This window comes from Bacillus spizizenii TU-B-10, assembly GCF_000227465.1.
GTDB classification, from domain to species: domain Bacteria; phylum Bacillota; class Bacilli; order Bacillales; family Bacillaceae; genus Bacillus; species Bacillus spizizenii.
Genome location: NC_016047.1, coordinates 3,333,025 through 3,352,109, shown reverse-complemented (window position 1 = coordinate 3,352,109; position 19,085 = coordinate 3,333,025). Strand labels below are relative to the sequence as shown.

Genomic DNA, 19,085 nt, shown 5'->3' with positions numbered 1-19,085 from the left:
CTTTTTTGTGTTGTTTACAGCATCTTTACCATCGTAGAGATGCTTTTTTTAGTTCACTTAGGAGGAAAGGTTATGAAAAAACTAGCCGGAATATGGACTGCGCTTCTGCTGGCTGCCGTTATGATGGCAGGCTGCGGCAATACTGCGGATCAGAAGGATTCCAAGGCAAAACAAAAGACAGAAGCGTTCCCTGTCACCATTGATGATGCGTCAAATCAAGATGTGACCATCAAAAAGGAGCCGAAAAAGATTGTTTCATTAATGCCGAGCAACACAGAAATCACATACGCTCTCGGCCTCGGTGACAAAGTGGTCGGTGTCACCACGAACGATACATATCCAAAGGAAGTCAAAAAGGTTGAGAAGGTCGGAGACATGAATGTAAACGTTGAGAAAGTCATTTCTCTAAAGCCGGATCTCGTTCTTGCCCATGAGTCTTCCATGTCAGCGTCAGCGGATGCCATCAAACAGCTGAAGGACGCGGGCATTACTGTACTGACTGTCAATGATGCACAATCATTTTCCGAGGTGTACAAATCAATCGAAATGATCGGAGAAGCTGCCGGGGCAGAGAAAAAAGCCGATCAGCTCGTAAAACGCATGAAATCAGATTTGCAGGATATTAAAGAAAAAGCAAAAAACATTTCAAAAAAAGAGGAGAAAAGCGTATTTATCGAGGTTTCTCCTGATCCTGACATTTACACAACCGGAAAAGACACGTTTATGAATGAAATGCTGAATGTCATCCATGCTAAAAACGCAGCAGCGGACCAAACAGGCTGGGTGCAAATGACAGACGAGGCGATCGTAAAACTCAATCCTGATGCTATCATTACAACAGACGGAGTAAAAGCGAAAGCAGTGGAAAAACGCGATGGCTGGAGCGAAATCAATGCTGTGAAACATCATCGTGTGTATGATGTAAATCCTGATCTCGTGACACGTTCCGGCCCCCGTCTGATCGAAGGGGTCGAAGAACTTGCGGAAAGCATCTACCCGGATACGTTTAAGGAATAATCGTTATGCCGCATATATCATCGGTTTCTCATTTTTAGTTGCGAGCATCATCTTAGGAATATCTTGCGGCAGCCTGCAAATTCCTATCCCCGCTATCTTTCGTGTCTTTTGGCATGAAGGCTTCGGCGGCTCTATCGGCTCTGATGACCCGATGTACACAAATATTATGATGAATATTAGACTGCCGAGAGTTGTGCTGGCCGCCCTTGTGGGGGCGGCTCTTTCTATCGCAGGGGCCGCTTTTCAAGGACTGTTGAAAAATCCTCTTGCTGATCCCTACACACTCGGCGTTTCATCCGGTGCTTCAGTTGGTGCGGTGTTGACCTTGTTTTTTGGCTTGCAGCTTCCTGTCGTCGGAGGGTTTACACTCCCGGTTGTGAGTGTAGCCGCGGCACTTGTCACGATTGCGGCGGTCCTTTCCTTCAGCCGCCTCGTTCATGCTTCAATGTCTGTCTCCACCCTCATTTTGACCGGTGTCATCATCAACTCATTTTTGGGCGCATTTATTTCTCTTATCATTGCCCTAACAGGCGACAACCTGTTGCCGATTGTGCACTGGCTGCTTGGCAGCGTCTCAATGAGGGGATGGAGCTATGTTATTCTGTTTCTGCCGTTTTTTCTTTTAGGAACGATTTTACTGATCATAAACGGAAGAGAGCTGAACGTAATGACCTATGGAGAAGACAAAGCAAAGCTTCTCGGAGTCAGTGTCCAGCAGAGAAAAATGCTGATTTTGATCGCCGGCTCTCTTTTGACGGGAAGCGCTGTGGCTGTATCCGGCACGATCGGCTTTGTCGGCCTTGTGATTCCGCATATCACAAGGCTTTTGTGGGGAACTGACCATCGGCATTTACTGCCGCTGTCCGCCTTGCTCGGAGCAGGTTTTCTCGTTTTAGCCGATCTGCTTTCCAGAACGATCATTGAGCCGATTGAACTGCCGATTGGGATCATTACGTCCTTGGCGGGGGCGCCTGTTTTCGCTCTTATTTTAATTCGGCAGCACCGCGGGGGGAGAAGCTTATGATAAAGGCAGAAGGGCTGTCGGGAGGATACGGGGATAGCAGGCTGATCAACAATGTCAGCTTAACAGTGGAGAAGGGTGAATTTCTCGGCATTCTCGGCCCTAATGGGAGCGGAAAAACCACGCTTTTGCACTTGCTGACAGGTACGCTGCCGGCCAAGGAAGGCAGCGTTGATCTGGCTGGCAAACCGCTGGCTGACTATAAACCGAAGGAACTGGCGCAAATTATGGCCGTCCTGCCGCAAAAAACGGATCAAGCCTTTACCTTTACCGTCAAAGAAACGGTAGCCTTCGGCAGATATCCATTCCAAACAGGGCTATTCAGGCAGCATACTGAAAAGGATGAAGCCATTGTACAGGAAGCAATGAAGCAAACTGGAGTGGCCGCTTTTGCGGAAAAATCGATCCGCGATCTAAGCGGAGGAGAACAGCAGCGGGTATATTTGGCTCAAGCTTTGGCGCAGCAGCCGCGTATTTTATTTCTGGACGAGCCGACAAATTTTCTCGATTTGGCTTATCAAAAAGAACTGCTTGATCTCATCAAACGCCTGACAAGAGATAGCGGATTGGCAGCTGTCAGCGTTTTTCATGATATGAACACCGCGAGCCTGTACTGTGATGAGCTCTTGTTTATGAAAAACGGTACAGCCGGGCCTAAGCAAAAACCGGAATATGCTGTCTCAGACATAAAGGCGGTGTACGATACAGATGTCACCGCTTTGGTTCATCACAGCTCACCTAAACCGATGGTTGTGATTCAGCCTGAAAAAGACAGCGTAAAGCAGCGGCCTATCCCATTTGAAACATTGCTGCAGGCGGGGAGCGATGACATTCTACTGCAAACGGAAATCCCGCTTCGAACATTGTCCTCAGCGCCTATCGGTGCAGGGTTCTCATGGAGCAGGACGCTGATCCATAAACGGCTGCCAGTTCAGGCAGATCCTGTAGAGGGGCTTACGGCCTGCCTATTAGAAAACGGTTTTCATCTGCCCGAAACTTGTGCGATGGCTTCTCCGGGAAGGCTTGACCGTTTTGTGAATCGAACGTATAAAGATGGAGAGTTATCCGTTTTCATATGCGTCATGACCGGCTTTTCGATCTGGATTTTGATCAACGGCTATGCGGCGGATCAATTCTTCGTCAAAGCCCTAATGACCGCCGAAGCCGAACGGGTGAAAGTGCTCGGAGACGGACTGACAGAGGGGGATATTCTCATCGCCGCGACACAAACTCAGCAATCTCAAAACACAGAACAGCGGCTGAATCAATTGATACAGAAAGGGACAGCTGAATGTGTAAAAGAGGCGGCAGAGCTGTTTGAATAAGTCTGTAAAGGAGACTCATGTATGAAACTATATACCAAAACAGGCGATAAGGGACAAACGAGCTTAGTCGGAGGCAGAACGGACAAGGACAGCCTCCGCGTTGAAAGTTACGGCACGATTGACGAGCTGAATAGCTTTGTCGGGCTAGCTTTGGCAGAGCTTTCCGGGCAGCCCGGCTTTGAAGATTTGACAGCCGAGCTGCTGATCATCCAGCATGAGCTGTTTGACTGCGGAGGCGATCTGGCAATCGTCACAGAAAGAAAAGACTATAAACTAACTGAAGAATCCGTTTCCTTTTTAGAAACGCGCATTGATGCCTATACATCAGAAGCGCCGGAACTAAAGAAATTTATTCTTCCAGGCGGCTCGAAGGGTGCTTCGCTTCTCCATGCGGCGCGTACCATAACAAGGCGGGCGGAACGCCGAGTGGTGGCACTGATGAAATCGGAGGAGATTCATGAAACAGTGCTGCGTTATCTCAATCGTCTTTCCGATTATTTCTTTGCTGCCGCACGGGTTGTGAATGTGAGAAGCGGCATTGACGACGTGGAATATGAAAGAAGCGCTATTGTGTTTCGGGACTAAAACAGCAGCGAATCATAAAAAAAGAAAATGAAAGCCGGCGTGTTCTCTACATGCCGGCTTTTTTGTTTTTCATTCTGTCAATCTCCCATTTTACGACAAAAAATGAACCTTATGAATTATTGACTGAAAAGTGGGAAAATGAGATATTGTAACAAATAGATGTAAAAAATAGGCAGTGGGGGGCTCTGATAGATGGTGAATTTAATTGAAAGTGATAGCATCTGGAAGAGAAATTTCAATTATCTTTTTTTCTCAAGAATAGTCAAGATATCCGGCGATATGTTCGCATTTAATTCGATATTATGGTTTTTAATTTATGACGGCAAAGGTGCGATCGGCACTGCTTTATTGATTGCTGTTACTTTTTTGCCGGAAGCTGTGCTGGCGCCTGTGACGGGTCCTTTCATGAAACAGAATACGCTGAAATTTTGGATGTACTTTTCAGATCTGACAAGGGCTGTGATTGTCTTGATTATTCCTCTTTGTCATTTTGCGGGCTTCTCTCCGCTGTGGTTTGTCATGACACTTATGATTGTCCATTCTGCTACAGGGGCTGCCTACAATCCCGCCTCCATAGCTTTAATTCCCCAAATCGTAAATGAACAGGGCATTCAAAAAGCAAACGCCGTGCTGCAATCCTCCGCTCAAATTGTCCGGCTCGGAGCTGTCACGTTATGCGGCGCTTTTCTTACATTTATCAGCCCTTCTTATACAATGCTTATTGCACTTGTTCTCTATTTGGTTTCTGGTTTTCTCGTCCTTTTTATTAAGTACACTGCGGTTGAATCCCAATCAGAGTCTGCTGTCGTTACGCAGAGAGGCACATATACCGGCAGACTGAAACGCGGTTTTACGCTCGTGAGAAGACATCAAATTTTATATCCACTCGCCATTTATTGTATCTTTATGAATTTCGCGGCAGCCCCTTGGGAAGCGCTCTCAGCAGTTTACGTTGCGGAGGATTTAAACGGCCAGCCGATTGTTTACTCGCTTTTAAAGGCCACCACTGCCGCAGGCGCATTTTTATTGGGATTTGTGCTGGCGAAAGTCAAAGTAAACAGATACGGCCTGTTATTCGTAACTGCCGGCATTATTGAAGGATTCGCTTTCTTTATTACCGGTATGAATACCTTTTTGCCGCTCGTCTTTCTCGCTGCGTTTACCTTTGGCGCCGCAGTCAGTGCTGTTAATGTTCCAGAGTACACGATTATCCAGACCTCTGTGGATAGTGAGGATCAGCCGCAGGTCTATGCCGTTATACATATGATCTCTAATATTTCCATACCTGCCGGAGCTGTCATTTGCGGGTATGCTGCAAACGCTTTTGGCTCAGGAACTGTGATCGCTGTCGGAGGGGTTGTCGAAATTATTGCGGGTATTGGCATTTTGCTGTTCACAAAGCTGGCTAAAGCAGAACGGTCCGACCTGATCAAAGAAAGGGAAGCAAGTGTTCATCTGTAAAGGGTTTTGAAACGCCATGCCCCGTGCATGGTGTGTCAGCGTGTAGACAAACCCTCGCATTCATTGTCAAGCCTGCGCTTCGGTGCTCACGAATTCCAACATTCGCTGTGCTCCGATGCTCGCCTTTCCTAAACTTCAAGGGTTTTCAATCACGCTGAAAGGATGACAAAATCCTAAAACTATAAACCGTTTTAGAATTTTGTCAACAATCTTAAACGCCATGCCTCGTGCATGGTGTTTTTTTGTGTCCATAGGTCCGGCACAAGATACGACTCCGGTCTTATATAAAAATCAATCTCTGATTCGTTTTGCGCAAATGCCAATTTGTTTAAGATGAAGACAAGGAAAACGAAAGGAGGATCTGCATGAAGATAAACAAGAAAACAATAGGCGGATTCTTATTAATTGTATTTGGGATCTCCGTCTTTTTTGGAGGAGGAAGCTTCGGCTTTATCATCCCGCTCGCCATAGGGAGCTTGATGACATACGCAGGAATGAAAAGATTTGCCGCAGGAAAAACGATCACAGGAATCATCTTGGGCGGTATCGGAGCGATCATGCTCATCTGTTCACTTCCGTTTGTCGTCGGAATTGCGCTGGCGGCCGCTATGGTGTATTACGGCTGGAAGCTCATGAAAAACGGATCAGCTGATAACGGTGTGTCATCTTTTGATCCTGAACCGGCTTCGGCTGCCTACCAATCTCACTTTGATGACGAATGGGAAGAATTTTTGAAGAAAAAATAATATCAGCATATTAGGAGGAATCAGGTATGGTATTAAAAAGAATGAGAGACATGTTTGTTGCGTCAGTTCATGAAGGTCTTGATAAAATGGAGAACCCAAAGGTGATGCTGAATCAATATGTCCGTGATATGGAAAGCGACATTGCAAAAGCAAAACAAACAATTGTGAAACAGCACACGATTGCCTATCAATTTAAGAAAAAATATGAAGAAGCAGCTGAAATGGCTGGAAAACGCCAAAATCAGGCACAGCTTGCATTTGACGCAGGCGAAGAAGAGCTGGCGAAAAAGGCGCTGACTGAAATGAAGTATTTAGAAGGGAAGGCGGCTGAACATAAAGCGTCCTATGAACAAGCGAACAGTCAGCTGACTGATCTGAAAGAACAGCTGGCTGCACTTGAAACAAAGCTACAGGACGTAAAGGATAAAAAGCAGGCGCTGATTGCCCGGGCAAATGCCGCGAAAGCAAAAGAGCATATGAATACGACATTTGACAAAATTGACAGCGAAAGCGCGTATCGTGAATTTTTGCGTATTGAAAACCGTATTGAAGAAATGGAAATCCGCGCGAATTATTCAAAGTCAGCGGAAGCCGGCACAGAACTCACGCGCAAAGAATTCGCAGACGATGTGGAAGCGGAGATTGAAAAAATGCGGGCGCTCTCACTGCAAAAAACAGATCAGACATCACATGCAGCAAATGAATAAGCGGAACGGGGAAGGATTTGCGGTCAAGTCCTTCCCTTCCGCACGTATCAATTCACAGGCTTTTCCTTTATAATAGAATGAATGAGAAGGATGAAATCGAATGAAAAAAATGCTGGGCAAACTGTTGATCACTGCCGGTATTCTTATATTTTTCGCCGTCGTCGTAAAAGACGTGTTTGCTGCAGGCTTGGGTTTCGTAAACGGCACAGAAGCCGATTCAGCCAGCGCATCGCCGCGAGACATCGACAGCGTAGTCATTGAGTCAGATAACAAGGATGTCCAGATCATAGCAGAAGAGCGAAATGACATATCGGCAGGCATTTCAGGAGACTCAGGAAAGTTATTTGTTACTGAAAACAGAAGAAAACTGGAGCTGACCACAAAGGAAAAGGAATTTCAATTTTTGAATGGGTTTAATCGCTCTTCCCTTATTGTCCGGATTCCATATGAGTATAAAGGGCATCTGACGGTGCGAACCTCAAGTGGTGACGTGTCAGTGGACGGGAATCATCATCTTGTGCTTTCCGGGCTGAACGCAGTATCTGCGAGCGGAAATATGAGAGTGACGGACGTCCGCCTTAAAGATCTGAAAGTAAAGGGGTCATCCGGAGATGTTACCATTTCAAACACCATCTCCAAAACAACCAGCATTGACTTAGCTTCAGGAGACGCAAATCTGGCTGATGTATCAGGCTCTCTTGATGTAAGGATGACTTCAGGAAACCTAGATGCTGCATCGAAAAAGGTAACGGGTCCTTTATCTGTCACACTGACAAGCGGTGATGCGGATTTGAGCCTTCCCCAAAATGGCAGCTTTACAGTCAACGCAAAATCAACGAGCGGAGAGGTTAGTTCGCCGTATTCATTTGCTGATACAGCACATAAAGAACATCATCAAATCACAGGCTTGCAAGGAAACGGCCAGTATCAAATCGATATCAAAACGGACAGCGGGGATCTAACGATACGGTAGCACCAGGCAGAAGAAAGGAGGCGGACACTAGGAATGACAAAAAAACAGCTTCTCGGATTTATCATTGCTTTATTCGGCATCAGCATGTTTTTGCAAATTATCGGAATAGGCGATCTGCTGTTTTGGCCGCTCTTTTTTCTGATTGCCGGCTATTTCTTGAAAAGATATTCCCGTGATTGGCTCGGTTCCGTCATGTACATCTTTGCCGCATTTCTATTCTTGAAAAACCTCTTCAGCATCACCTTTAATTTATTCGGCTATGTGTTTGCCGCATTTCTGATTTACGCCGGCTACAGGCTTGTCAAAGGAAAGCCAATATTTGAATCGAATGAAAAACGGATCGATCTCACTAAAAAAGAACGGCATGAGCCGCCAAAAGATGAGAAACATCCTGACATGCGCAGCTTTTTTATCGGAGAGCTGCAAATGATGAAGCAGCCGTTTGACCTGAATGATTTAAATGTCTCTGGTTTTATCGGTGATATCAAAATCGACTTGTCTAAAGCGATGATTCCCGAGGGAGAAAGTACAATTGTCATTAGCGGAGTCATTGGAAACGTTGATATTTATGTGCCATCAGACCTTGAAGTGGCTGTCAGCTCGGCTGTTTTTATCGGAGATATCAATCTGATTGGCTCGAAGAAAAGCGGATTAAGCACGAAGGTATATGCCGCGTCCTCCGATTTCAGCGAGTCAAAGCGCCGTGTCAAAGTGTCCGTTTCCTTATTTATCGGTGATGTGGATGTGAAGTACGTATGAGAAAAAAACTGCTTGCCAGCCTTCAGTGGCGCGCCATCCGCATGACAACGGGAATCAGCCTGCTCCTTTTTGCCTGTTTGATTTCCTTTATGATGTTTTATTATCGGCTCGATCCGCTTGTTTTGCTGTCATCAAGCTGGTTCGGAATTCCGTTTATCCTGATATTGCTTCTGATCAGTGTGACGGTTGGTTTTGCCTCAGGGTATATGTACGGCAACCGGCTGAAGACAAGGGTTGATTCATTAGTCGAATCGATTTTAATCTTTGAAAACGGTAATTTCGCTTATCGAATACCCCCGCTTGGAGATGATGAAATCGGCCTGGCCGCCGATCAGCTGAATGAAATGGCAAAGCGCGTGGAGCTTCAAGTCGCTTCCTTGCAAAAACTTTCAAATGAACGTGCGGAATGGCAGGCGCAAATGAAGAAGTCAGTCATCTCAGAAGAACGCCAGCGATTGGCAAGAGATCTTCATGATGCAGTCAGCCAACAGCTCTTTGCAATATCAATGATGACATCAGCTGTGTTGGAACATGTCAAGGATGCTGATGATAAAACGGTCAAGCGGATCCAGCTGGTCGAGCATATGGCAGGTGAAGCCCAAAATGAAATGAGGGCGCTGCTGCTCCATTTAAGGCCTGTTACCCTTGAAGGAAAAGGACTGAAAGAGGGGCTTACGGAGCTTTTGGACGAGTTCCGGAAGAAACAGCCGCTTGATATTGAGTGGGATATTCAGGACACGCCGATATCTAAGGGGATGGAAGATCATTTGTTCAGAATCGTTCAGGAGGCCCTTTCGAATGTATTTAGACATTCAAAAGCCTCAAAAGTATCCGTGATTCTGGGCGTAAAGAACAATCAGCTCCGGCTAAAGGTGATTGATAATGGAAAAGGCTTTAAAAATGATCAGGTGAAAGCATCCTCATACGGCTTGAACTCTATGAAAGAACGTGCAAGCGAAATCGGCGGGGTCGCCGAAGTGATTTCAGTAGAAGGAAAAGGCACACAAATCGAAGTGAAGGTTCCGATTTTCCCGGAAGAAAAAGGAGAGAACGAACGTGATTCGAGTATTATTGATTGATGATCATGAAATGGTCAGAATGGGGCTCGCGGCTTTTTTGGAGGCACAGCCCGATATTGAAGTCATCGGCGAAGCGTCTGACGGCAGCGAAGGCGTGCGGCTTGCTGTGGAACTGTCGCCAGATGTCATTTTAATGGATCTTGTCATGGAGGGCATGGATGGCATTGAAGCCACAAAGCAAATTTGCCGGGAGCTTCCAGATCCGAAAATTATAGTGCTCACAAGCTTCATTGATGATGACAAAGTGTATCCGGTCATTGAAGCTGGTGCGCTCAGCTATCTATTGAAAACCTCAAAAGCTGCGGAAATCGCCGATGCCATCCGCGCCGCAAGCAAGGGAGAGCCAAAGCTCGAATCAAAAGTGGCGGGAAAAGTATTATCCCGGCTGCGCCACACAGGTGAAAACGCGCTCCCGCATGAATCACTTACGAAACGGGAGCTCGAAATTCTCTGCCTGATCGCAGAAGGAAAAACAAACAAAGAAATAGGCGAGGAACTGTTTATCACCATTAAAACAGTCAAAACCCATATCACCAATATTTTATCAAAACTGGATGTCAGTGACCGGACGCAGGCGGCGGTGTACGCACACCGAAATCACCTCGTAAAATAGGCGTCTGCTATTTGTTTGCGCCTTTCGTCCCGAAGTCTCTGACAACCACATTGACCCGGTAGTCTATTTCCGCATTGCTGAAATAATCATCATCCCATTTTCTTGCAATCTTTTTCCACTTTTGAGGATAATGAATTCTGACCTCGTTTCCCAGCCCGGTGACATCTGCTTTGATATCTTTCTGCAGTTTGCCTGTAATAAATGCTGTTACTGTTTTGTGTAATCGTTTTTCGACTGTCTTTTCAATATCTTTGATATATGAATCCTTAAATGAATCTTCATTCGGATTCCAGTCCTCTGATAAACGGCCTTCAATATTGCGTGTGACGGTGAATTTGAACGTTCCGTCCTTGTAGTCTGTCTTGATCTTGCGATTGCTGGAGTACACTTCATAAGAAAAAAGATTGCCATTATGCCTCATATCAATGACCCCTCCCTCGACAGTGCCTGTAAATAAGTTGATATTTTGAACCTCAACCGGTGTTAAATTCCGGTTCCATAATTTATTTTTGATGATAGCAGCACCGTTTATTGCGAGTTTGCCGTTTTCCTTACCGACATGAGGGATGAGGAACGAATCGTCAGAGGTCAAGTGTTCTGAGATCTCCCCCAATGTAACAGGCTCCATCATTCTGATCGTTACCGCATTATTCTCTGTCAGATCATAAATTACATTGGATGCGGGCTCGCCTTGATCATTCATTTTAAATATATCCTTAGTTCTGCCATCGGTGACAAAGACGTACGAACTCCTCCTTGTTCCGTTGTCTCTGACAAACTGGTTAATGATCGCGTCCATTCCAATATGATCCGCAATCACGCTCTTGGAAAGCAGAATGAGACGCAAATGCTGTGAAAACGTAGGGTTATGCTTTAATGCAGATGTTCTCATCATTTGATGGACAGTTTCCCCCTTTGTGATAGCAAGCTGTGTCGGGTCAGATGAAGAGCCTTCCTTGGAGCTGATTTTTTTCGGGACGAGAATCTGCTGTGTCAGTTCTAAATTTTTATCATCAGGCTTGTCTAGACCTACTCCGATCACCAAGCTTAATTCCTCAATATTCCGGCTGTCCCAGCATCCGGCCAGTAATAGGGTGCATATGAACATACATAAAATCCGGATTTTCATTTTGCTGTAATCCTCCTTTTGAGAGCGACAATGAAAAAGAGAATGAAGGGAAGCAGAAACAGGCAGACGAAAATGTATCCGAGATAATCGCTGTACATCATGACCTGATTAGAGTCATCCGGCCATAAAGAAAAATAATAGACAGCCGCACCGATGATCACCATGCTTTTTTTAGTCGATAATCCAAACGTCTTCTTCAGCCCGTTAGCGGCAAAATACCCGTAAATGACAAACGTTGTGAAAAATTGAATGATCCAGACGACCAGTAAAAACGATTCAAATCTTTCAATGAATATTCCTTTGAGCTCAAAAGACTGAAAGAGAGAAATCGTCGGCCAGATCAGCGTTTTTACCTCAGGAGCGGTCAAAGCCCCAACAACGATGACATACGTCAGGATATATAAAATAATCGGAATCAGAAAGCCGATAGCCGCGTATCTGAATGTGTATTTCTTTTTCTTCATATGTTCAGGAAGAAACAGCATCACTTCCATTCCTAAAAAAGAGATGGAAACGACAGTAAGGGAGTTTGCAACGGGTCCAAGGCCCTCACCTAAAACAGGGCGCAAATTATTGATGTCAAAAATTTTAAAACTGATCCCAAATACAACAAGCAAAATAATAATCGTTATCATTAAATAAAAGGGAAACAGCCGCGATACATCACTTAACCCCCCAACAATTAAATAGATGCCACAGCATATAAACGTTAAAATAATGATCTGAATCGGCGTTCTCTCCAGCAGGAAAAACTTTACCATTTCAGCCATTGCCCTGGTTTCAAAGCTGGCCACTCCGATAAAATAGCAGCTGACCAAAAGGCCGAGAATGCTACCGATCCATTTACCAAGCCCTTCCTGCAAATACTCAAACAGAGAGGGGTATTGATGTTTCTTCTGAATGAGCGTGTTTAAATAAATAAAAAAGATAAAAATGATACCTTCTAATATCAGCACGATCCAGCCGTCAGGAGTATTAGCCTTACTGGTCAGCGCTCGCGGCAATGTTAAAAGACCGGCCCCAAGCATCGTATTTGCAACAATAGATATACCTTGAAAGGTATTAAGTTTTAGTGGAGTCTGTTTTTGGCTCATTTGGATTATTCGCCTCTTTTGGTTTGTTTTTAATTGGGAGACGGATAATGGAATCCTCCTTGTTTTTCAGGCTGAAGAATCCGTTTGGCGAAAAATAAGGAGATCCAAAGCTCGTTTGTCTCGTTAAGTGCGTATAAATGACAAGCATAAACAAAATAATCCCGTACAACCCAAGAATAGCAGCGGAAAACATCGAAATAAAACGCAGGACCCGAAAAGACAGACCCATTCCGTATTGAGGAACGGTAAAGGATGCAAGGGCAATGACGCTGACAACGATGACCATAATCGAACTGACGAGATTCGCCTCTACAGCCGCCTGTCCGATGACAACGCCACCAACGAGCCCGATTGTCTGGCCGAGCGGGTTTGGAAGACGCAGCCCGGCTTCTCTGAGCAGCTCGATGGTTACTTCCATCAGCAGGGCTTCAAATATCGGTGGAAACGGCACGTTTTCCCTGTTTGCCGAAATCGTGACGGCGAGCGCGGTCGGCAGCAGCCCCTGATGGAAGGAAACGAGTGCAATATAAATCGATGACAAAAACAAGGTAATGAAGATAGAAGCAAACCGCAGCGACCGGATAAGAGATGCTGAAATCCAGCGTTCGTAGTAGTCATCCGGGGACTGCATCAGGACACCGAGAGAAACCGGCACCAGCAGCACAAATGGTGAACTGTCGACCAAAATCGCCACACGGCCGTTAAACAGGGCCGACGATACCTTATCGGGTCTTTCCGTATTTTGAATCTGCGGAAACGGCGAATATTTATTATCTTCAATGAGCTCCTCAAGCGTTCCGCTGTCCTGGATATCCTCGAGTTGAACATTTTTAAGCCGCGCTTTTACTTCTTTTATGACGGACTTTTTTGCTTTGCCCTCAATGTACATAATGGCCGCCGACTTCAGCTTGTTTTTGCCGATCATGATTTTTTTTGTAATGAGTTTTGGATGGGGGGTCCGTTGTCTAATCAGAGCCATATTTGTATCGATATCCTCTACAAACGCAACTTTTGGTCCGCGAACCACTTTTTCTGTTGTCGGCTCTGCCAGGCTTCTTGTTTTTTTCTTTTCTGTAGACAGGATGTAGGCTTTGTCCAAACCGTTGACAAATACAGCACAATTTCCGCTGAGAATCTCCTCGACCGTTTTTTCTGCTGTTTCAACGGGTCTTGCGTCAAGCTGGTCAAGGCGTTTTTTGACTTGGTCAAGCGTGAGGCTCTCTTCATCTTTGATTAAGGTTTTAATCGATTCTGCAACCTTCTTCTGATCATTCAGTTCACTAAAATAGAGATAGTAAAAAACAAGACCGTTGGAGAGCATTTTTTTATTTTTCACCAGATCATCGTTTTCTTTTAATTTTGGAAGCACCAATGCTAAATTATCGTGTATATATTCCTTAAACTCTGTTTGTTCCAACAAGGTCACCTCTTATCCAAAACCTTAGTAGAGGTTATCTTTTCCTGTTAAAAAAATGATATACTGTGTTAGAGTATTTTATGGTGTAAGTTTTTTATGAAAGCGGAGGATACAAAGTGGCACAGGTAAGGCTTGCTGGAAAACAAGAAGAAATAGAACAGCTCATCAAATCATTTGAAAAGCATTATGACGTCTCTTATACATCAAAGGAGTACGGCAGGACGAATCCGAAGTACAAATATTCAAAGGATTCCCGCGTATATCTTGAATTAAAATTAAAATCTGCCAAGATCGAAAAATAAAAAGGATTTTTTGTACCACTGGCGAATTATGATCTATTGAAGCAACCGTTATGGAGGGATACATAAATGGAATACAGAATTGAACGAGACACCATGGGAGAAGTAAAAGTTCCTGCTGATAAATTTTGGGGCGCCCAAACACAGCGAAGCAAGGAGAACTTTAAGATCGGTTCTGAAAAAATGCCGATGCGTGTTGTGAAGGCGTTTGCAATATTAAAACGAAGCACAGCTCTCGCTAATAAACGCCTTGGCAATCTGGACGCAGAAAAAGCGGAAGCGATTGCAGCGGTTTGTGATGATGTGCTCAAAGGCAAATACGATGACAACTTCCCGCTTGTCGTATGGCAGACCGGAAGCGGCACACAAAGCAATATGAACATGAACGAAGTGGTAGCCAACCGCGCGACTGCTTTATTAAAAGAAAAGAACTCTGATCAAACGATTCATCCAAATGATGATGTGAACCGCAGCCAAAGCTCAAACGACACATTCCCGACTGCGATGCATGTTGCCGCTGTTTTGGCTGTTTACGAGCAGCTAGTGCCTGCGCTTGACCAGCTTCGCAATACATTGGATGAAAAAGCGAAAGCATACAATGATATTGTCAAAATCGGACGCACGCACCTTCAGGATGCTACGCCTCTGACGCTTGGACAGGAAATCAGCGGATGGGTTTACATGCTGGACCGTTCGAAGGAAATGATATTGGAAGCGACAGATAAAATGCGTGCGCTTGCAATCGGTGGAACGGCTGTCGGAACGGGAATCAACGCTCATCCAGAGTTTGGAGAGCTTGTCTCAGAAGAGATCACAAAACTGACCGGCCAAACGTTCAGCAGCTCGCCGAATAAATTCCACGCGCTGACAAGCCATGATGAAATCACTTATGCGCATGGCGCATTAAAAGCGCTTGCGGCTGACTTAATGAAAATCGCGAACGATGTCAGATGGCTTGCAAGCGGGCCTCGCTGCGGCATCGGGGAGATCGTCATTCCTGAAAATGAGCCGGGCAGCTCCATTATGCCTGGTAAAGTCAACCCGACACAAAGTGAAGCATTGACAATGATCGCAGCGCAAATCATGGGGAACGATGCGACAATCGGCTTTGCGGCGAGTCAGGGGAACTTTGAACTGAACGTGTTTAAGCCTGTTATCATTTACAACTTCCTGCAATCTGTGCAGCTGCTGAGTGACGGCATGAATTCATTCCATGATAAATGTGCTGTCGGTATTGAGCCTGACAAAGAAACCATCCAAGAAAACCTGTCAAATTCATTAATGCTTGTTACGGCGCTGAACCCGCATATTGGATATGAAAACGCGGCGAAAATCGCCAAGCTCGCCCATAAAGAGGGATTGACGCTGAAAGAAGCGGCTTTGAAGCTTGAATTGCTGACAGAGGAGCAATTTAACGAAATGGTTAAGCCGGAAGATATGGTAAAACCAAAGGCGTAAGAGAAAGAAAAACGGCTGCTTTTTAAGCAGCCGTTCTTCTAAATATGTTGCTGTTTTAATAGATATTTAAGCTGCTCCGCATCTTTGGCGAGAGCTTCAGACTCCGTCAGGTTATGGATCATTCCTTTTATGATCGCCAGCTTCGGTGTTTTTTTCTTCATTTCTGCTTCAAGTATGTCCAAGCTCTCCGATAATTCAAGAGAGGAGTTTGTGTTTAAGCTGTTAATTTTGTCACGAAGGCTTTTCACAATCGATTCAGTCAGCGGATCAGGCCGTCCGTGCGTAAGAGGCCCAAATAAAGAGCTTGCCTCTTCCAATGTGATGAAAGGCTTATCGTTTCGTTCAGACATGCCTTTTACCATATCATCAATTCTATTAATAATGATATCGGCTAATTGATCCGGCTTCACATTATAGCCGAACAAAATCATGCATTCCAGGTAAATCTGGCTGATGCCCTCTATTAAAAAACAAAGCTCTGCAGTATACGGTTCCGCTTTTTTTCCGTAAATGTTCAGCAGGCTGTCGATATGAAATTGAAGTGAGGACTGGCGGATTTTTTTGGCGCATTGCTCCACTTCCTCCGTGTAAGGCAGAGAACCTTCCTTCATCTGCATGCCGATAAAATCCTTGTGTTCAAGGATGTTTTCATAGAGCACGGTCAGCTGTTTGCGGTAAGCCGTTCTGGGGCTGTCGCCCTTCGTTTTAATATTTAAAATTCGGGTAAACGTTTTATCATAATAGTAGTTCAGCATAGACAGAAGAAGCGCTTCTTTCGAAGGAAAATAAATATAAAAAGCGCCTTTAGATATTTTGCATTCTTTTGCGATTTCCTGAACTGATGTTGAGTTGTATCCTTTTTGGGCAAATAGTTTTAAGGCTGTTTCAATAATCAGCTTTTCTTTTTCCTTCAATGGTTCCACCCTTTCGGAGCCCGGAGGCCTGCACAGGATATGACCATATAGTCACACCTTCTGTTATAAAATTAACCTTATTGTAACTTGTTTTTTTATCATGTATTATTTATATTATAAATTGAGATGACCGAATGGTCAAAGCTCAAGCGAAAGGGTGAATCTAGAATGAGAGAATTGGACGAAATGATCAGCCGCTTGCGAAACAGAGGAATTAAAGTGGAGAAAGTCAAATATCCGAAGCAGACCTTGTCAGAGAAAAAATGGGTTCATCAATGCAAACAGCCGCTCAAAACAAATTATAGAGATTTTAACGGCTATTCTTTCACATAAAAAAATAGACTGCAAAAACATCTACAGTCTATTTTGGCACTGCTATGCGGTATGTTACACCCGTTTTGTCATTTTCAATTGAGATAGACGCCTTATGAAGAGTTAAAATTCGTTTTACGATGCTTAGACCAATGCCGAATTCGCCTTTCTTCCCTTTATTAAAAGGCTCATAGAGGCTGGAGAGCATCTCATCTTCAATATGCGGTCCGTCATTTTTAATGGTGATCACAATATTCCGATCATCTTGTTTCATGCTGATTTCTATCTTTGTCTCAGCATAGCGGATTTGATTTTCCAGAATATTTTCAAGGAGTTTGTTCCATTGCTCCGGATCGCCCGGCATCAGAATGTCTTCTTCTACATCAATTTCCCACAATAATTCTTTCCGCGCCCACTTCAGTCTTTCGATGACTTCTTCTGTCACTTCTACGATACTGAACATGTCGTGCTGCACTTTTTGCTTCGCTAAATAATCCAGCTTCGTTAAATATAATAAATCCTTTATTTTCTTCTCCAGCTTAAGGGCTTCGCCTTCAATGACATCTACTGTATTTTCAAGATCTCCTTTAGGGAAAATTCCGTCTTTAATCGATTGCGTATAGCCTCTGATGACCATAACCGGCGTTTTCAAATCGTGAGAGATATTTTGCAATAGGGTTCTTTCTGTTTCGTCCTTTTGCACAAGCTTTTGGCGCATCTCTTCGATGGTATGGCCCAATTTGCCGATCTCATCTTTCCGATCCACTATCACTGGGTCATCCCAATCCTGTTCGGAAATCCGTTTGACGTGCTTTTCAAATGACACGAGAGGCCTTGATAAATACTTCGCAAGCCAAATGGCCGGAATCCAGCTTAATAAAATGACAACAGCTATAATAAACAGAAGCTGTTTGAACAGGGTATAGGCCAGGTCGTCCCGATAAGAATCAAGCGCGTAAGAGAGCATCATAGCTGATTGCCCATTGACGGAAAGCCCCTTTTTAATGACAAAAAACACTTTCTCTCCATTGACGTCGGCGCTATACCGTTTCTTTTTGGCCTCCTGTTTATCAGCCAGTTTGTACACTTTATGGATAAACGAAGACGAGAGAATGCTTAAATCCTTGTCTGAAGAAGCATCTTCATTTTCAGGCAGAAGCACGTGCTGTACGGATCGAACGGTTGTCGGTGCCGTGGCTTCTTCGCTGTAATAGCGCCGTTCAATTGAACCCGGCAGGCGGTATTCCGTCAGAACATGCTGCTCATTTTCAATCGTCGTATACGTTTCATTGGTGAAGAAATCGCGCAGTGTGTTTGAAAATAACACAAGCAGTAAAAGGGATATCCCTAACAGAATGCCGGATATGACAACCCATATTTGAAACGAGAGCGGCTTGTTTTTCATGATGTCATCATCCTGTAGCCGAACCCGTAAATCGTCTCCACCTTCAATTCAGGCATCTTTTTGCGCAGTCTACGGACAAGGTCATCAACGACTCGGTCTGTTCCGAAGTAGTCATGCCCCCATACTTTTACGAGAATATCCTCACGTGAGTATGGATGTCCTTTATGATGGATAAATAATAGCAGCAGATCAAATTCCTTCGACGTCAAATTGATGATATTTCCGTTCTCATCATAGACCTCGCGAGCGTCTTCAGCGACCCGATACGAGGAGACGGCGATTTCATTTTTTTGTACAGGCGGAGCTTCCTTATAAACGAGCTGTAGCAGTTTTTGAACACGTATGATCAGCTCCCGCGGCAGAAACGGCTTTGAAATGTAGTCATTGCTGCCAAGCTCTAAGCCAAGCACTCTGTCAATATCTGCATCACGGGCGGAAATAAAAATGACCGGTACGTCAGGATCTTTCGCTTTGATTTCTTTTATTAATGTATAGCCGTCGGTATCCGGCAGCATGATATCGAGAATCCACAGGTGGGGAGACGGCGTCATTTTCTTTCTGGCGTCTTCACCTTTCGTAAAAGATGTAATGTTCCAGCCCTCATTCTCTAAATACTTCGTCAGCAGTTCATTCAGGTTATCCTCATCTTCAACTAGATAAATGGTGTATGACAAGGCTCTTCACATCCTTTCAACGTCATTATAAACTAGTTTTAACATACGGCAGGCAATTTTCATAATTTCACATATTCTTTTCATTTTTATCCCACAA

At 44.6% G+C, this 19,085-nt stretch carries 20 protein-coding genes; 14 read left to right on the top strand and 6 right to left on the bottom strand.

The window, feature by feature from the left end; translation table 11 throughout:
- Positions 1-72 precede the first annotated feature (72 nt).
- From GYO_RS38845 to liaR, 11 genes are all read left to right on the top strand, one after another.
- The gene (locus GYO_RS38845; RefSeq protein ID WP_014115123.1) at positions 73-1,017 is read left to right on the top strand and encodes an ABC transporter substrate-binding protein; all 945 of its coding nucleotides are present in this window, start codon (positions 73-75) and stop codon (positions 1,015-1,017) included.
- Positions 980-2,041, top strand: coding sequence for a FecCD family ABC transporter permease (locus GYO_RS38840; RefSeq protein ID WP_041521066.1), 1,062 nt, complete (start codon positions 980-982; stop codon positions 2,039-2,041). The genes GYO_RS38845 and GYO_RS38840 overlap by 38 nt, the downstream gene beginning before the upstream one ends.
- Positions 2,041-3,363, top strand: a complete 1,323-nt coding sequence (locus GYO_RS38835; protein WP_080010138.1) for an ABC transporter ATP-binding protein — start codon at positions 2,041-2,043, stop codon at positions 3,361-3,363. Before GYO_RS38840 ends, GYO_RS38835 begins: the two co-directional genes overlap by 1 nt.
- 21 nt (positions 3,364-3,384) lie before the next feature.
- The gene (locus tag GYO_RS38830) at positions 3,385-3,948 is read left to right on the top strand and encodes a cob(I)yrinic acid a,c-diamide adenosyltransferase (protein WP_014115120.1); all 564 of its coding nucleotides are present in this window, start codon (positions 3,385-3,387) and stop codon (positions 3,946-3,948) included.
- A gap of 192 nt (positions 3,949-4,140) precedes the next feature.
- Complete coding sequence (locus GYO_RS38825) at positions 4,141-5,409, top strand: MFS transporter (RefSeq protein WP_014115119.1); 1,269 nt, start codon at positions 4,141-4,143, stop codon at positions 5,407-5,409.
- Positions 5,410-5,774: 365 nt separating this feature from the next.
- On the top strand, positions 5,775-6,155 hold the full coding sequence (gene liaI / locus GYO_RS38820) for a cell envelope stress-induced membrane anchor protein LiaI (RefSeq protein WP_003221659.1): 381 nt from the start codon (positions 5,775-5,777) through the stop codon (positions 6,153-6,155).
- 26 nt (positions 6,156-6,181) lie between these two features.
- Positions 6,182-6,862 carry a stress responsive protein LiaH gene (gene liaH / locus GYO_RS38815; RefSeq protein WP_014115117.1) on the top strand — a complete coding sequence of 227 codons (681 nt, stop codon included), beginning with the start codon at positions 6,182-6,184 and terminating at the stop codon, positions 6,860-6,862.
- A 100-nt stretch (positions 6,863-6,962) separates the two neighbouring features.
- Positions 6,963-7,835, top strand: a complete 873-nt coding sequence (gene liaG, locus GYO_RS38810; RefSeq protein ID WP_014115116.1) for a LiaG family protein — start codon at positions 6,963-6,965, stop codon at positions 7,833-7,835.
- A gap of 33 nt (positions 7,836-7,868) precedes the next feature.
- Complete coding sequence (gene liaF, locus GYO_RS38805) at positions 7,869-8,594, top strand: cell wall-active antibiotics response protein LiaF (RefSeq protein ID WP_014115115.1); 726 nt, start codon at positions 7,869-7,871, stop codon at positions 8,592-8,594.
- Positions 8,591-9,673, top strand: coding sequence for a two-component system sensor histidine kinase LiaS (gene liaS / locus GYO_RS38800; RefSeq protein ID WP_014115114.1), 1,083 nt, complete (start codon positions 8,591-8,593; stop codon positions 9,671-9,673). The genes liaF and liaS overlap by 4 nt, the downstream gene beginning before the upstream one ends.
- The gene (gene liaR, locus GYO_RS38795; RefSeq protein ID WP_014115113.1) at positions 9,651-10,286 is read left to right on the top strand and encodes a two-component system response regulator LiaR; all 636 of its coding nucleotides are present in this window, start codon (positions 9,651-9,653) and stop codon (positions 10,284-10,286) included. Before liaS ends, liaR begins: the two co-directional genes overlap by 23 nt.
- A gap of 7 nt (positions 10,287-10,293) precedes the next feature.
- Here liaR and gerAC read toward each other — a convergent pair whose 3' ends face one another.
- Genes gerAC through gerAA form a run of 3 tightly spaced genes read right to left on the bottom strand, consistent with a single transcriptional unit; the run spans position 10,294 to position 13,926 of the window.
- Positions 10,294-11,415: a spore germination receptor protein GerAC gene (gerAC, locus tag GYO_RS38790; RefSeq protein ID WP_014115112.1), complete on the bottom strand. Its 1,122-nt coding sequence runs from the start codon at positions 11,413-11,415 to the stop codon at positions 10,294-10,296.
- Positions 11,412-12,509: a spore germination receptor protein GerAB gene (gene gerAB / locus GYO_RS38785; RefSeq protein ID WP_014115111.1), complete on the bottom strand. Its 1,098-nt coding sequence runs from the start codon at positions 12,507-12,509 to the stop codon at positions 11,412-11,414. The genes gerAC and gerAB overlap by 4 nt, the downstream gene beginning before the upstream one ends.
- Entirely contained in the window at positions 12,478-13,926 is a 1,449-nt protein-coding gene (gene gerAA / locus GYO_RS38780) for a spore germination receptor protein GerAA (RefSeq protein ID WP_014115110.1), read from the bottom strand. The genes gerAB and gerAA overlap by 32 nt, the downstream gene beginning before the upstream one ends.
- A gap of 116 nt (positions 13,927-14,042) precedes the next feature.
- Here gerAA and GYO_RS38775 point away from each other — a divergent pair, with 116 nt between their 5' ends.
- Both GYO_RS38775 and fumC read left to right on the top strand, forming a co-directional pair.
- On the top strand, positions 14,043-14,228 hold the full coding sequence (locus tag GYO_RS38775; protein ID WP_014115109.1) for a YvzF family protein: 186 nt from the start codon (positions 14,043-14,045) through the stop codon (positions 14,226-14,228).
- A 66-nt stretch (positions 14,229-14,294) separates the two neighbouring features.
- Positions 14,295-15,683: a class II fumarate hydratase gene (gene fumC / locus GYO_RS38770; RefSeq protein WP_014115108.1), complete on the top strand. Its 1,389-nt coding sequence runs from the start codon at positions 14,295-14,297 to the stop codon at positions 15,681-15,683.
- 38 nt (positions 15,684-15,721) lie between these two features.
- Here fumC and GYO_RS38765 read toward each other — a convergent pair whose 3' ends face one another.
- Positions 15,722-16,597 (bottom strand): TetR/AcrR family transcriptional regulator, encoded by an 876-nt coding sequence (locus GYO_RS38765; RefSeq protein ID WP_014115107.1) that lies wholly within the window; start codon positions 16,595-16,597, stop codon positions 15,722-15,724.
- Positions 16,598-16,765: 168 nt separating this feature from the next.
- Here GYO_RS38765 and spxO point away from each other — a divergent pair, with 168 nt between their 5' ends.
- Positions 16,766-16,930, top strand: a complete 165-nt coding sequence (spxO, locus tag GYO_RS38760; protein ID WP_003221681.1) for an anti-adapter protein SpxO — start codon at positions 16,766-16,768, stop codon at positions 16,928-16,930.
- A gap of 28 nt (positions 16,931-16,958) precedes the next feature.
- Here spxO and cssS read toward each other — a convergent pair whose 3' ends face one another.
- Positions 16,959-18,314 (bottom strand): two-component system sensor histidine kinase CssS, encoded by a 1,356-nt coding sequence (gene cssS / locus GYO_RS38755; RefSeq protein ID WP_014115106.1) that lies wholly within the window; start codon positions 18,312-18,314, stop codon positions 16,959-16,961.
- Positions 18,311-18,988: a two-component system response regulator CssR gene (gene cssR, locus GYO_RS38750; protein ID WP_003221685.1), complete on the bottom strand. Its 678-nt coding sequence runs from the start codon at positions 18,986-18,988 to the stop codon at positions 18,311-18,313. The genes cssS and cssR overlap by 4 nt, the downstream gene beginning before the upstream one ends.
- Between the last annotated feature and the right edge of the window lie 97 nt (positions 18,989-19,085).